We start from the raw sequence: 13,460 nt of genomic DNA, 5'->3' as shown, positions 1-13,460 counted from the left end.
CAATGGCCACCGCGTGATGATCGTCAAATTGCGGCGAGCAGGCTGGCTATCGGTACCTCTCCAGCGAACCCCGCCGCAGCACGGCGGTGACCACTTCCGTTCCGGTACCGCCCGCCTGCTGCATCGACAGCCCGTCCGGCCCCCAGAAACCGCTCAGTCCGCAGGACGGACCCAGCGGCGTACGGCCACCCAGGTTGGCAAGGACGCCGTACATGCGGTTGTCCATGGCCCGCGCTCCGAGATGCAGCCCCAGCCGGTGGCCTTCCTCCTGCGTGTAGAGCGCCGAGACGGCATACACGTCAGCTCCGGCGGCGGCGGCAGCGCCGGAGTGCGCGGGATGGGCAGCATCGAAGCAGATGGCCAGTGCAATTTTCCAGCCGTCCACGTCCAGCAGGAGCGGTTCCTGCCCTGCTTCGAGCCCCTGCCCTTCTCCGAACCTCTGCCCATGTTCGGACCCAGGCCCTGCTTCATACCCCGGCCCTGCCTCGAACAAGGACTGCTCGTCGCCGTGAAGGTGCGTCTTGAAGCCAGCCTCTTCTGTGCCGTTCGGGTGGACGGCCAGGGATGCGAGCCGCGGCGTGCCGTCCGGCTCCCGGAAGGGTGCGCCAACGACGGCGGTGATCCCGGTTCTGCGGCAGATCTCCCGGACGGGGTCCAAACGGTGGTCCCCTGGCGCCACCCACTGGTCCCCCGCATGGAACTGGTCGCCGCCGCGAAGCAACGGCAGGTCGTACCCCGTGAGGGACAGTTCGGGGAACAACACCAGTCTGGCACCGTGCGAGTCGGCGTCCTCAATGAGGCGCACATGCTCCGGCACATTGGCGTGGATGCCGCCGCCCAAGGCCGCGTACTGGATGGCGGAGACCGTCAGGGGTGCAGTCACGAGCCCATCCTAGGCGGACTCCGGACCCGAGCAGTAACGCTCCACAGCCGCCTCCCGCAACGACTCGGCCCACTGGGAAAGGCGCTGCGCAGCCCTGACGTAGTGGAACAGCTCCGTGGGCGTCAGCGCATCGAGATCCGTTTCGGACAGCCGGCGTGCAAGCTCTGCCCCGGGCCCTTGGACGGAGAGCGCAATGCCTTCCCGGTTCCACTGGACGTCCTCGGGCGGCTCCCCCGCCACGAGTTGCCGGAACAGGTAGTCCACGACGCCAGGGCTCATTGCCTTCAGCGGGTCGCCCTTGGGCGCGTCACTTCTGAGCGCATGAGGTTTGGGCGCAACGCTCTTGAGCTGGCCTCCGCCAAGCGCGCGCCCTCCCGCCTGGTGAGCTGCCGACTGGGGACCCGGCAAACGCCCTGATGACTTCTTCATGCCGAAATCATATTCGAACATATATTCGAATGCAAGGGTCGGGGAAACTCGCGATCATGCGGGATTGCACCCGTGATCCCGGCGTGTGGCAGGGCCGCAACGCACAGTGGTGATACCAGCGGCCACTGACCGTGGAATGATCAACGTGAATCAGGCCGCGGGAAGGATCGGTTGTTGACACTTAGCAGTGCCATCGTGCGCCCGGAAACCCGGGCATGGGCCGCACTCCCGAAGCGTATTTCTTCCCGGAGACTGACGATTCTCGGTTGGCTCACGGGCTTACTCGGGACAGCCGCGGCCCTCATCGCCGATCGTGGTTGGGAATCCTTCGATGAACCTTCCTGGTACGGAGCCTTCCGCTTCATCGACATGATGGGCATCGCGAGCATTCTTCTCGCCTCAGCTTTCTGTGTCCTTGGCTGGATGCTGGGACGGTATGCCGTCGTGGCAGCACCATTGGTCCTCGGCTTCGCAGCCGTGCCCCACACCTTGGACCGCTACGCCTCCGCCCCGGTGTGGTGGCTCGGCTCTGCGGCCGGGGCCGTGCTGGCCCTGGCTGTAGCCTCCCGGTCATGGCGCGAGCTGCGCGCAGTCCGCGCCCTGGCGCAGTCGTCAGCCACAGGACGCACTGCCACAGTGGGCTCCGACGCACTGAAAGCCAGCAAGCGGGCGCTTCGCCGCGGCCTGATCAGGGCCCTCGTCTTTGTTGCCACGGCCGGTGCTGGTTGGGTAGTTGCTCTCGCGGCGCTTCCCACTGAACTCGGTCGAACCTATGAGGAGATGGCCGAGAAAACATCCTCAAGCGCGTTTGCAGCAGCGGCGGCCGCACTCAGCATCCTGGCCATCGCCACTGTGGTGAGTCATGGTTGGCGGCTGTTCGCCATGAGTCGGGTGGGGAAGCGCCTCGTCTGGGAGGTTCCATCGGGGGCGGGTCTGGTGCCGCCATGGCCTTTCGTGGATGACGCGTCCGGGCTGGTACCCGTGAAGGATGCCGCGTCGGGTGAATGCATCTGCGTGTTGGAATTCCGCCGGTCCTTTCCGGATGCCGACGACCACCTCCCTGAGGAGGGCGTGCACGCTTCGGATTACTGCCCGCTCCATGGAATAGACAGGATTAATGACCTGTCCGCGGCGGAGTTTGCAGAGATGGCCGCGGAATCCTGGCTGTGGGATGAGCAGTCCGATCTGCCGGAACGGTCGGGGCCGAACGAGAATCGGCTGCTGCTGTATGGATTTGCCGGCCGCACCTACACGGGAATACCCCTCCGGGCACGCGCCGGATACGTCGACGCCAGCTTCCCTGAAATTGGACTCGCACGGGAAGCTGAGCCGGGAGTCGTTGTCCCCGCCTGGGACAAGGCCGAGCGCCCGGCAGCGGGCGTGCTCGACACGATCGACCTGCGACCTGCCGGATACAACGGATTCGCGTTCCGGTATCGCCACGACCGGGCATGGTTCGAAGCGCCCGAGGACGACGGGACCGGGCCGCCGGCCCTATTGCTCTAAGCTCAACGGGATTCTCTCGCGGAGGACGCCCTGCGGCCAACCGAGAACCACGCGCGCGAGATGCCGAAATTCGTGTTTTCACGGACCCTCAGTCAGGCCGACTGGAACACTACGGTGATTCACGACGTCGTGCCAGAACAGATCACGGAACTGAAGGCCAGCCCGGCGGTGACAGCGCCCTTAGCGGCGCCAACTTGGCTGCCACCTTCATGCGGCTGGGCCTGATCGACTTCATGCGGCTGGGCCTGATAGACGAGTTCCGGATCCTCGTCCATCCTGTGGTTCTGGGGCAGGGCCGGCCACTGTTCGAAGACCCCGATGTCCGGATGCGCCTCAGGCCCGAAGGGACGCGGTCATTCGGCAACGGCATGGTTGCGCTTAACTACGCGAGCGACCCCAGTTCATGAAAATCAGTGCTCCATTGCCAATGTGAGACGATCACATCATGACCTCGCGGAGCACGGCTGCATCTTCCAAAACAGCGAAGGGGCCCGCAACAGGCGTCCGACTGGCCGGCATCGACGCTGCCCGCGGCCTGGCCCTCCTGGGCATGATGGCCACCCACCTGCTCCCGACCTTCGAGTCAAATGCCGCCCTGACTCCAACTTGGGTGGGCCTGACATTCTCCGGCCGTGCCGCCGCACTGTTTGCCGTGCTCGCTGGAATCGGCCTCGCCCTGTCCACCGGCAAGCAACAGCCTCTTGACGGACCGGCACTGAACGCGGCGCGGCGCGGCATCGCGATGCGCGCCCTGGTAATTGCCGTCGTCGGGCTCGCGCTCGGCGGACTTGACGTCAACGTGGCGGTAATCCTGGTGCACTACGCCGTGCTGTTCCTGTGCGTTCTGCCGTTCATCGGGCTGCGGCTGAAGGCCCTGTGCGCCTGGGCAGCGGGCTGGGTCCTGCTGTCCCCATTGGTTGCCTTCCTGCTGCGGCCGTGGCTGATGGCCGCAGATCCGCCGCTGCAGCTCAACCACAACCCGGGGTGGGAGGACCTCACCACCTCGGGCCAGCTGCTTGGAGACCTGTTCCTGACGGGGTACTACCCGGTGTTCCAGTGGATTTCGTATCTGTTAGTGGGTCTCATCATTGGCAGGCTCGCGCTGACCACGGCGATAGTTCCCGTGTTGATGCTGCTCGGCGGCACTGCAGTGGCGGCATTCTCCAAGGTCCTGGGCACGGCGGCGATGGAGCGATGGGGCGGCCGCGCCGCCCTGCAGGACATCCTCACGGACCCCAACTATCCGCTGGACAGCCTCCTGCAGGTCAATCTGGCCGGCGTCCGCCAGGAGGGATCGTGGTGGTGGCTGGCCAGCAGCGCGCCACATTCCGGAACCACGCTGGACCTGCTGCATACCAGCGGCGTGGCGGCCGCCGTCGTCGGCCTTTGCCTTCTGGTGGGCAGGCTGGGACAGTGGCTGGCGCTGGACCTGCTGCTTCCGCTCCGCGGACCCGGCGCCATGACGCTGACGCTGTACACCGCCCATGTGTGCGTGGTGGCGTCGTTCCATCTCAAGCCATTGCCTGTGGGGTGGACCGAGGACGGCATGTACTTCGCCCACGCGGCGCTGGCCGTGGTAATCGGGATGGTCTTCGCGATCCTGAAATGGCGCGGTCCGCTGGAATGGCTCGGACACGCCGCCAACCAGGTGGGCCGCCACCAACCGGCAAGGATCCGGTAGACCGGCTGCCCGCCTAGCGCGCCACAGCGTCGCTGGAGGCGCGGAACAGCCGCACGGCATCCCGCATGGAAGAACGTGCCCGCTTCCGGTCGCCCGACGCATCATAGGCGCAGCTGAGCCTGAACCAGGAGCGCCAGTCGTCCGGGGCCGCTTCGGTTTCCGCGCGGTATTTCTCGAACTCCTGGTCCGCCGCAGCCCGGATAATCCGGCCGGCCGGCGTGCGGGGCAGGTTGTCCTCCGGCAGGCCGCCCTCGGCCTCAAGCACCCGTGCCATCTGCTCGGTCCGGGCGCCGAAGAGGAGTTCTCGGATCAAGGCCCAGGCGCCGATCACCGGCAGCACGAGATAGGCCGCGCCGATGGCCTTGGCCACGGGCTCGGGATCGGTCAGCAGCAGGACCGATCGCTGGAGGGACACCACCAGATAGAAGACCAGCAGGAGCGTCACCGCGCCCACCCAGATCTTGGTGCGGTTGGTCTTCAGCCAGCCAAGTAGCGGTTTCACTGCGTTACAGCCCCAGGTCGAGGTAGCCGTCGAGGCCTACGGTGAGGCCCGGATGGGCGGCAACGTTGCGGACACCCAGGAGGACACCGGGCATGAACGAGGCGCGGTCGAATGAATCATGACGGAGCGTCAGCTGCTCCCCCGGCCCGCCAAGGAGGACCTCCTGGTGGGCCACGAGCCCGCGGAGCCGGACGCTGTGCACGCGCACGCCGTCCACCTCGCAGCCGCGGGCTCCGGCCAGTTCAGTTGTTGTTGCGTCCGGGCTGGGACCGACGCCGGCCGCCTCGCGTTCCGCTGCCACCAGCTGGGCGGTGCGCACCGCAGTACCCGAGGGCGCATCCACCTTGTCCGGGTGGTGGAGTTCGATGATCTCCACGGATTCGAAGTACTTGGACGCCGTGGCAGCAAATGCCGACGTGAGCACGGAGCCGAGGGCGAAGTTGGGCGCAATCAGCACGCCGACTTCCGGGTGGCCGGCCAGCAGAGTCTCCAGCGACTCCAGCCTGCCCAGGTCCCAGCCCGTGGTGCCCACCACGGCGTGCATGCCGTTTTCGACGGCGAAGCGGACGTTCTCCTCGGTGCTTTCCGGAACGGTGAGGTCCACGACGTACCGGGCACCGGCGTCGAGCAAGGAATCGAGGGAGTCACCGCGTCCCAGCGCGGCGACGAGCACCATGTCCGGAGCGGCCTCCACAGCTTTCACAGCCTCGGCGCCCATGCGCCCGTTTGCGCCCAGAACGGCGACAGGAAGTTGTTGGGTCATGGTTTCAACACTACCGTTCGGGCGGCGGCCGGACGGAACCGGAGCACATGCGTTACCTCACGCGCGGACGGCGTTTACCCCGGCGCTGCTGGCCCTTATTCCCCTGCCCCGACCCATTCGACGGTGCCGTCGCTGAAGAACTGTTCCTTCCAGATCGGCACCTGCGCCTTCACCCGGTCCACCAGCTCGGAGCACACGGCGAAGGCCTGCCCGCGGTGGGCGGCCGCTACCGCACAGACAAGGGCCGGGTCGCCAATTTCCAGCGGCCCCACCCGGTGCGCGACCCAGATCCGAACGGGAGGAGCCGCACCAGCGCCACCTGCGCCATCCGGCCCGGCACCCTCCGTTCCAGCCGCTGCGGCCTGTTCGGCCACCAGCTGCGCCACGACGTCGTCAAGCACCCTCCGGGCCGTCGGATGGGCGCTGTAGCTGAGCCGGTCAACCGGCTTCCCGCCGTCGTGGTTCCGGACCACGCCGCTGAAGCTGACCACAGCTCCGGCGGTCTCCGACTCCACGGCGGCGATGGCCTGGTCCACGGAGATGGGCTCGGCGCTGAGCACCGCGGTTACTACTTCGAACGAAGCCTCAGTGGCCATGTCCGCCCTCCAACTGGTCGCACAGGTGCCCGATCACCGGGTCCAGGACGGACAGACCGTCCATGACCCCCTTGGGTGATCCGGGCAGGTTGATGATGAAAGTCCGGCCGGCCGCACCGGCATGTCCGCGGCTGAGCATGGCGTGCGGCGTCTTGGCCGTTCCGGCTTGGCGGATGCCCTCCATTATGCCGGGGATTTCGCGGTCCAGCAGCGGTAGCGTCATTTCCGGCGTGCGGTCGTCCGGGCTCAGGCCGGTGCCGCCGCTGGTGATGACGACGGCGGGTCCCTGGGTCAGGAGCGCGCGGATCGCCGCGCCCACCGCTTCACCGTCGGGCACCACCATGACCGGATACGGCACGAAGCCGTGTTCGGTGAGCCAGTCGGTGATGACCGGCCCGGTCTCATCCTGGTAGATGCCGGACGCGGCGCGCGTTGAGGCGATCACGACGCCGGCCTTGCGGCCGTGCACCTCGCCATGGACGTGCGGTGCCCTGGTTGTGGAGTCGGGGGTGCTCACAGGGCCCAGTCCCCGCTCTTGCCGCCGCTCTTGGCCAGGACCTTGATGTCCGTGAGGACAGCGTGCTTGTCCACGGCCTTGATCATGTCGTAGACGCTCAGCGCCGCCACCGAGGCCGCCGTCAGGGCCTCCATTTCGACGCCGGTCACACCCCGGGTCTTGACCGTGGCCAGGATGTCCACGGTCTCCGGCCCGAGTGCAAAGTCGACCGTCACCTTTGAAATCGGGAGCGGGTGACACAGCGGGATCAGTTCAGGGGTTTTCTTGGCCGCCATGATCCCGGCAACCCGGGCCACGGCCAGCGCGTCGCCTTTGGGCAGGCCGCCGGTGCCAAGCAGCGCGAGGACCTCGGCGGTGCTGCGGACCGTCGCCGTGGCCGTGGCCTCGCGCGTGGTTTCCGGTTTTTCTGAGACGTCCACCATCTGGGCCGTGCCGTCACGGCGCAGGTGGGTCAGGGCGCCGTGGTCATTTTCTGCAGTCACAACATCCATACTTCCACTTCGGCGCCCTCCTCGAGAGCGGCAGTGCCGACTGGCACGTGTACCAAGGCGTTGGAGTGGGCCAGCGCCTGCACCAAATGCGAGCTTTCGCCGCCCTGCAACCGGACTGTGCCGTCAGCCTGCAAAGACCCGCGCCGGACTTGGTGCTTGCCGGCCGGGGAAGACAGCGGCTGAGCCAGTTTTGCCCGGACTGCGGGCCTGGGCGCCGGGGCGCCAAACAGTTCGCCCAGCACCGGACGGAGAAACATCTCAAAGGAGACGAGGCAGCTGACGGGGTTCCCCGGAAACGCAAGGAGGGGGACGCCGTCGAACGTTCCCAATCCTTGCGGGCCGCCGGGCTGCATGGCGACGTGCTGGAACGCGACGTCCTGGCCGTCCATGGCCTGCCGCACCACCTCGTACGCCCCCTTGCTGACTCCCCCGGTGGTGACAATCAGGTCCACCGCGGACGTGTGGGTGCGCAGCAGCGTCCGCAGGGCGTCCGGGCTGTCGGCGGAAATGCCGGCCCTGGTCACGGCAAGTCCCGCCTGCCGCAGCGCAGACTCCAGGATGGTGCCGTTGGCGTCGTAGATCTTGCCGTCGCCCAGCGGTTCCCCGGGTTCCACCACCTCATCCCCGGTGGTGACCAGCAGGACGGACAGCTGCTTGTTGACCAGGACCTCCGGCAACCCCAGCGCCGCGAGCAGGCCCAGCTGCGCGGGACCCAGGCAGGTTCCGGCGGCCAGGGCCTGCTGGCCGGACTCGATGTCGCTTCCGGCGGCTCGGATGAACGTCCCGGCAGCCGTGGCCGGCAGCCTCACCTCAGCCTCTTCGCCAGCGGCGGGAAAGATGGAGGGGCCGGCCTGTTCAATGGGTACGACGGCGTCTGCCCCGGCCGGGACCATGGCACCGGTCATGATCGGGGCAGCGGTGCCCGGCTGCAGGGGGGCGGGATGTGCGCCCGCCGGAACCGGGGCCGCGACGCGCAGGCGCGCGCCGCCGTCGGGCACGTCCGCGGAACGGATGGCAAAGCCATCCATCTGGGAGTTCGGAAACGGGGGCAGGCTGAGCGGAGCAATGACGTCCTCCGCCAGCCCGCGGCCCAGGGCCTGAACCAGCGGAAGCCTTTCGGCCCGCTCCGGGGACAGCAGCGGTTCGAGGAGCTCCCTGACCGCCCGCCGGTGATCCGTGGCGCTCCTGTGGGTACCGTGATCGTGGGCGCTGTGATCGTGGGTGTTCTGTTCGTGCGCGCTGTGCTCGCGGACGCTGGCGTCCGTGGCGGCGGCAGCGCCGGCGTCAGTTGCGGCGGATCGTACGGCGGCATTGCCGTGCGGCTGCGAAGGGCTGTGCATGGTCCGGCCTTAGGTGGGCTACGTTTTCACGTCCACTCTAATGGTGTGGAAGCCCGTGGCACCGTCCGGCGCCACCGAGCGCTGTTCCTCCGTCTGTTCAGTGCCCTTGAGGTCCGTGGCCCGGACCTGGACCTCGTGCTGCCCGGGCTGCAGGTCAATGCCGAGCTGCCACTGGTACCAGGTGTCCACCGAGATGCCCGGCGCGAGCCGGGCGGGCTGCCAGCTCCCGTGGTCCACGCGCAGCTCGACCTTGCCGATTCCGGTGTGCTGCGCCCAGGCCACGCCGCCAAACGCCACGTTCCCGGCCGGTACCGAGGCTCCGTTCCGGGGCACGTCGACCCGGGATGAGATCTTGATGGGGCCGCGTTCTGACCAGCCGCGCGGCGTCCAGTAGGCCACGTCGTCGGCAAACCTGGTGACCTTCATTTCGGTGAGCCACTTGGTCGCGGACACGTACCCGTACAGCCCGGGGACGATCATCCGCACGGGGAAGCCGTGTTCGAGCGGGAGCGGCTCGCCGTTCATGCCCACGGCCAGCAGCGCATCACGGCGGTCGGTGAGCACCTCCAGCGGGGTGCTGGCCGTAAAGCCGTCGGAGCTTCGGGACAGAACCATGTCCGCGTCCGGCCTGGGGCCGGCCATCGCCAGCAGCTCCCGCACCGGCCAGCCCAGCCAGCGTGCGTTGCCGATCAGGTCGCCTCCCACCTCGTTGGACACACACGCGATGGTCACGTGCCGCTCGATCAGTGGCTTCGCCAGCAAGTCCTCGAAGGTGAGCTCAACCTCCCGTTCCACGAGGCCGGTGACCTTGAGCCTCCACTCGCGGGAATCAAGCACCGGAACGGACAGCGCCGTGTCAATGCGGTAAAAGTTGGGACTGGGTGTGACCAGCGGTGTGACTCCCGCCAGTCCGATGTCAGCGCCGGCCGGAACGGGCGGCGCCGGGGACTGCGGCACGGGCAGCCGCAGGGTCCGGCGGACCTCGTTGACGCCGGCGGCCCCGCCCCGCCAGACGGTGACGACGGCGCCGCCCACCAGGACGCCGGCGGCGGTGCCTCCCAGCAGCTGGAAGAAGCCCCGACGGGCCGGTCCCGGGTCAGTCTCCCCGCCCCGCGCGGCAGTAAAGCGCCGGACCAGCTTCATCAGCGCCGCGATCCCGATCCCGGCCGCAAGCAGCGGAAGGAAGACGGCGGCGGCGGTCACCTGGGCGCGCGTCAGGACCGCGGCCAGGCCTACGACACCGAAGACTGCAAAGACAGCCGCACCCGCGAAGCGCCGGCGCAGCTCGAGGACGCCTGCCGCGGCAGCGAAGGCGGCGATACCCAGCGCCATGCCGGCCAGCAGCGCCAGCTTGTCCGCTGTGCCGAAGAGGGAAACGGCCCAGTCCTTGACGCCCGGCGGAACAGCGTCGATGACGGCGCCGCCCAGGGCGGTCATTGTGGAAAGTGAAGGACTGACGAAGCCTGCGATGAGTTCACTCGCGACGAGTCCGGTGCCGGCTGCCACCACGCCTGCGGCCGCCGCCCACGGGCGCCGGTGCCGGTCTGGTTCATAGGACCCGTTCACCCTTCCAGCATAGGTTCAGCAGAGCATTCCGGCACTGCCGTCATCCCCGGCGACCGCTCTGTCTCCGGTCCCGCAGCCGCAGCCGCCGGTCACGGAAAGAGGCGGGTGTGATCGGCGGCCCGGGGTGGCGTAGCCTGAACTTATGAGTGTTCAGCTTGGCATGCCGCAGCTCCCCGAAGGAGGCGCACCCAATTCCGGCCCGCAGCCCCTTTCCGCTGCCCGCCTGGCAGGGGTCCCCGCCCGTCCGGCCGACGCTCCCGCCGGTCTCGCGGACCGTTATGGCCGCAGAGCTACGGATATGCGGCTCTCGCTCACGGACAAATGCAACCTACGGTGCACTTACTGCATGCCGGCCGAGGGGCTGGAGTGGTTAGCCAAGCAGGCAGTCATGACCGGCGAGGAAATCGTGCGGATCGTCGGCATCGGTGTGAACCTGCTAGGCGTGCGCGAACTGCGCCTGACCGGTGGAGAGCCTCTGGTCCGGGCCGACCTCGCCGACATTATTGGCGCCCTGCGCCAGGCGCACCCCGAGCTTCCGATTTCCATGACGACGAACGGCGTGGGGCTGGACCGGAAGGCTGCAGCCCTCAAGGCCGCCGGGCTGACGCGCATCAACGTCTCCCTGGACTCGCTGCACGAGGAAACCTTCACTAAACTGACACGGCGGCCCTTCCTGGACCGGGTACTCGCCGGGGTGGACGCCGCCTGGGCTGCGGGCCTGGGACCGGTTAAGCTCAACGCCGTGCTGATGAGGGGCATCAACGACGCCGAATCGCCATCCCTCCTCGCCTGGGCGCTGGAGCGCGGCTACGAACTGCGGTTCATTGAGCAGATGCCGCTGGACGCCGACCACGGCTGGACCCGCCGGAACATGATCACGGCGGCCGAGATCCGCGAGCTCCTCTCCGAGGAGTTCGTGCTGAGCCCGGATCCGCGTGCCCGGGACGGCGCACCGGCGGAACGCTTCGAAGTACGACGCCGGACCGCCGGTTCCACTGATGCACGCGGTTCCGCTGATGCAGCCGGTTCCACTGATGCAGCCGGTTCCACTGATGCAGCCGGCGCGGCCGATTCGGACGGCCCGGTGTTGGGAACTGTGGGGATCATCGCCTCGGTCACCGAGCCGTTCTGCTCCGATTGCCGGCGGACCCGGATCACCGCGGAAGGCAAGATCATGAGCTGCCTCTTCTCCCGCGAGGAATTCGACCTGCTCGGCCTGCTGAGGCAAGGGGCCAGCGACGAGCAACTCGCCGAACGCTGGCAGGATGCCATGTGGCTGAAACCCAAAGCCCACGGCATGGACCATGTGGGACTCGACGCTCCGGACTTCGTCCAGCCGGACCGCAGCATGAGCGCCATCGGAGGCTAATCCTTGAACGTACGATACTTCGCTGCCGCACGCGCCGCGGCAGGTATGGATGAAGAGCGCTTCGAACTTCCCGCCGGATCCACGGTGGAGTCCCTCCTGGCCGCCGTGCTCGACGTCGAACGTCCGGAACCTCCGGCCGGGACGCCGCCGCTGGACAGGATCCTGGCCCGCAGCAGCTTCCTGCTGAACGAGGTAGCCGTCCGGGACCGGACCACCGTCCTGGCCGACGGCGACGTGGTGGACGTCCTGCCGCCTTTCGCCGGCGGCTAACCCAACTGTGTAGCAGATCAGGGCGTTCCAGCGCTGGGAACGCCTGTGGAGTCTCATGACTTAATGGACAGTTCTGTCTCATGACTTCGTAGACACTCTGTCTCAGGACCTCGTGGACACTTGGGCTGCGGGTTTGCTGCTGTTCATGAGTAAATCCCAGCCGGACATCAGGATTCGGCATGCTGTTGCGACATGGTCCGAGGATTCGCCCAGGGGTGCGGTGAGCGCATTCTGCAGGAAGCACAATGTTTCCCGGGCCTGGTTCTACCGGGTCCGGGCGGCGGCCGCTGAGGTCGGGCCGGTGAAAGCGCTGGAGAAGAGGCCCACGCTTCCCTCGACGATGCCGACCGCGACTGCACCGGGCATGGTGGATCTGCTGCTCGGTGCCCGGGCGGAGCTCAAGAAACTGGGCTTGGACCACGGCCCGCTCTCTGTCATCGCAAAGCTCTCCAGGCAGGGCTTTAGGCCGCCGTCCCGGGCCACGGTCGCCAGAATCTTTGCCCGGGCCGGGGTCGTGGTGCCGGAGCCGAGAAAGAAGCCGCGAAGCGCTTACAAAAGGTTCGTCTATCCCCAGCCCAATGCGTGCTGGCAGATCGACTCGACCGAGTGGCAGCTCGCCGACGGGAGGAAGGTGGCGATCTTCCAGCTCATTGATGACCATTCACGTCTGGCACTGGCGTCCCTGGTGGCCACCGGGGAAACCAGTGCCGCCGCGATCGCCGTCGTCACGCTGGCCATCGAATGCCACGGTGCACCGCAGAAATTCCTCTCCGACAACGGCTCGGCCCTGAACCCCACCCGCCGCGGACGCACCGGCGCGCTGGTCGAATTCCTCAAAGCCAGGGGCATCGAGCCGATCACGGGCAAACCCTATAAGCCCACCACCCAGGGCAAGAACGAACGCTTCCATCAGACCCTGCACAGATACCTGCACCGGCAGCCGCCGGCGCCATCAATGCCCGTCCTGCAATTACAGGTCGATGCCTTCGATCTCTACTACAACAACGAACGTGAACATCAGGGCCTGCCTCCCGGCCTGACTCCCCGGGAAGCCTGGGACGCCACCCCGAAGACACCCCCGCCCGCCCCGCCGGAACCGGCCGTGGCCGGCGAAGCGCGCAACGGACAGTGGACCGGAACGGGTGCGCGACGATCCTGGGAACCCATTTCAAACTGGGCAATGAACACATCGGAACGACTGTCCATATCCTCTACGACGATGCCGTCATCATGTTCTTCGGAGCGCAAGGGACCGAAATCATCAGCCACCGCCGGCCGGCCCAAGGCACTCCCTACGTCGGCAACGGCAAACCCTCAGGGGTCGCAGCCAACCCCCGGGGAGCCCGCAAGAAACGGAGCATCTACCCGACGCTCAAAGCCCGCCAGCCAACGCCAGAGAACGAAGTGTCCACATAGCCATGAGACATCAAATGTCTACGAAGTCCTGAGACAGGAAGTGTCCACGAGGTCCTGAGACATGACAGCGCTGGGAACGCCTTGAACTGCGACCTAGTTGGGTGGTGGCACCGCCGGATGACCGGACCTAC

15 protein-coding genes are annotated in these 13,460 nt (G+C 67.3%); 6 read left to right on the top strand and 9 right to left on the bottom strand.

The window, feature by feature from the left end:
• Nucleotides 1-46: 46 nt before the first annotated feature.
• Together QFZ33_RS09030 and QFZ33_RS09025 are read right to left on the bottom strand one after the other, a co-directional pair.
• On the bottom strand, nt 47-883 hold the full coding sequence (locus QFZ33_RS09030; protein ID WP_307026735.1) for a carbon-nitrogen hydrolase family protein: 837 nt from the start codon (nt 881-883) through the stop codon (nt 47-49).
• A gap of 9 nt (nt 884-892) precedes the next feature.
• Nucleotides 893-1,312 carry a hypothetical protein gene (locus QFZ33_RS09025; RefSeq protein WP_307026733.1) on the bottom strand — a complete coding sequence of 140 codons (420 nt, stop codon included), beginning with the start codon at nt 1,310-1,312 and terminating at the stop codon, nt 893-895.
• Between the two features lie 174 nt (nt 1,313-1,486).
• Here QFZ33_RS09025 and QFZ33_RS09020 point away from each other — a divergent pair, with 174 nt between their 5' ends.
• The 3 genes from QFZ33_RS09020 to QFZ33_RS09010 all read left to right on the top strand — a co-directional run bounded on the left by QFZ33_RS09020 (nt 1,487) and on the right by QFZ33_RS09010 (nt 4,499).
• Nucleotides 1,487-2,818 (top strand): hypothetical protein, encoded by a 1,332-nt coding sequence (locus QFZ33_RS09020; RefSeq protein WP_307026731.1) that lies wholly within the window; start codon nt 1,487-1,489, stop codon nt 2,816-2,818.
• 194 nt (nt 2,819-3,012) lie between these two features.
• Complete coding sequence (locus QFZ33_RS09015; protein ID WP_307026729.1) at nt 3,013-3,225, top strand: dihydrofolate reductase family protein; 213 nt, start codon at nt 3,013-3,015, stop codon at nt 3,223-3,225.
• Between the two features lie 38 nt (nt 3,226-3,263).
• Complete coding sequence (locus QFZ33_RS09010) at nt 3,264-4,499, top strand: heparan-alpha-glucosaminide N-acetyltransferase domain-containing protein (RefSeq protein WP_307026727.1); 1,236 nt, start codon at nt 3,264-3,266, stop codon at nt 4,497-4,499.
• Nucleotides 4,500-4,512: 13 nt separating this feature from the next.
• Here the strand turns inward: QFZ33_RS09010 and QFZ33_RS09005 are convergent, their stop codons facing one another.
• The 7 genes from QFZ33_RS09005 to QFZ33_RS08975 all read right to left on the bottom strand — a co-directional run bounded on the left by QFZ33_RS09005 (nt 4,513) and on the right by QFZ33_RS08975 (nt 10,145).
• Complete coding sequence (locus tag QFZ33_RS09005) at nt 4,513-5,001, bottom strand: hypothetical protein (RefSeq protein ID WP_307026725.1); 489 nt, start codon at nt 4,999-5,001, stop codon at nt 4,513-4,515.
• Nucleotides 5,002-5,005: 4 nt separating this feature from the next.
• Nucleotides 5,006-5,764, bottom strand: a complete 759-nt coding sequence (gene dapB / locus QFZ33_RS09000; RefSeq protein WP_307026723.1) for a 4-hydroxy-tetrahydrodipicolinate reductase — start codon at nt 5,762-5,764, stop codon at nt 5,006-5,008.
• Between the two features lie 95 nt (nt 5,765-5,859).
• On the bottom strand, nt 5,860-6,360 hold the full coding sequence (locus QFZ33_RS08995; protein ID WP_307026721.1) for a molybdenum cofactor biosynthesis protein MoaE: 501 nt from the start codon (nt 6,358-6,360) through the stop codon (nt 5,860-5,862).
• Nucleotides 6,350-6,877, bottom strand: coding sequence for a MogA/MoaB family molybdenum cofactor biosynthesis protein (locus QFZ33_RS08990; RefSeq protein ID WP_307026719.1), 528 nt, complete (start codon nt 6,875-6,877; stop codon nt 6,350-6,352). Before QFZ33_RS08990 ends, QFZ33_RS08995 begins: the two co-directional genes overlap by 11 nt.
• On the bottom strand, nt 6,874-7,368 hold the full coding sequence (gene moaC, locus QFZ33_RS08985; protein ID WP_307026718.1) for a cyclic pyranopterin monophosphate synthase MoaC: 495 nt from the start codon (nt 7,366-7,368) through the stop codon (nt 6,874-6,876). Before moaC ends, QFZ33_RS08990 begins: the two co-directional genes overlap by 4 nt.
• Nucleotides 7,356-8,708, bottom strand: coding sequence for a molybdopterin molybdotransferase MoeA (locus tag QFZ33_RS08980; protein WP_307026716.1), 1,353 nt, complete (start codon nt 8,706-8,708; stop codon nt 7,356-7,358). The genes moaC and QFZ33_RS08980 overlap by 13 nt, the downstream gene beginning before the upstream one ends.
• A gap of 18 nt (nt 8,709-8,726) precedes the next feature.
• Nucleotides 8,727-10,145 carry a molybdopterin-dependent oxidoreductase gene (locus QFZ33_RS08975; RefSeq protein ID WP_307031737.1) on the bottom strand — a complete coding sequence of 473 codons (1,419 nt, stop codon included), beginning with the start codon at nt 10,143-10,145 and terminating at the stop codon, nt 8,727-8,729.
• Nucleotides 10,146-10,416: 271 nt separating this feature from the next.
• Here QFZ33_RS08975 and moaA point away from each other — a divergent pair, with 271 nt between their 5' ends.
• From moaA to QFZ33_RS08960, 3 genes are all read left to right on the top strand, one after another.
• Nucleotides 10,417-11,643 carry a GTP 3',8-cyclase MoaA gene (moaA, locus tag QFZ33_RS08970; protein WP_307026714.1) on the top strand — a complete coding sequence of 409 codons (1,227 nt, stop codon included), beginning with the start codon at nt 10,417-10,419 and terminating at the stop codon, nt 11,641-11,643.
• 3 nt (nt 11,644-11,646) lie between these two features.
• Nucleotides 11,647-11,913, top strand: a complete 267-nt coding sequence (locus tag QFZ33_RS08965; RefSeq protein ID WP_307026712.1) for a MoaD/ThiS family protein — start codon at nt 11,647-11,649, stop codon at nt 11,911-11,913.
• Nucleotides 11,914-12,058: 145 nt separating this feature from the next.
• Nucleotides 12,059-13,387 carry a DDE-type integrase/transposase/recombinase gene (locus QFZ33_RS08960; protein ID WP_307026709.1) on the top strand — a complete coding sequence of 443 codons (1,329 nt, stop codon included), beginning with the start codon at nt 12,059-12,061 and terminating at the stop codon, nt 13,385-13,387.
• Nucleotides 13,388-13,460 lie beyond the last annotated feature (73 nt).

Origin of the sequence: Arthrobacter globiformis (assembly GCF_030815865.1) — a bacterium.
In the GTDB taxonomy this organism is placed as follows: Bacteria; Actinomycetota; Actinomycetes; order Actinomycetales; family Micrococcaceae; genus Arthrobacter; species Arthrobacter globiformis_B.
This window is presented reverse-complemented; position numbering and strand designations above follow the sequence as displayed.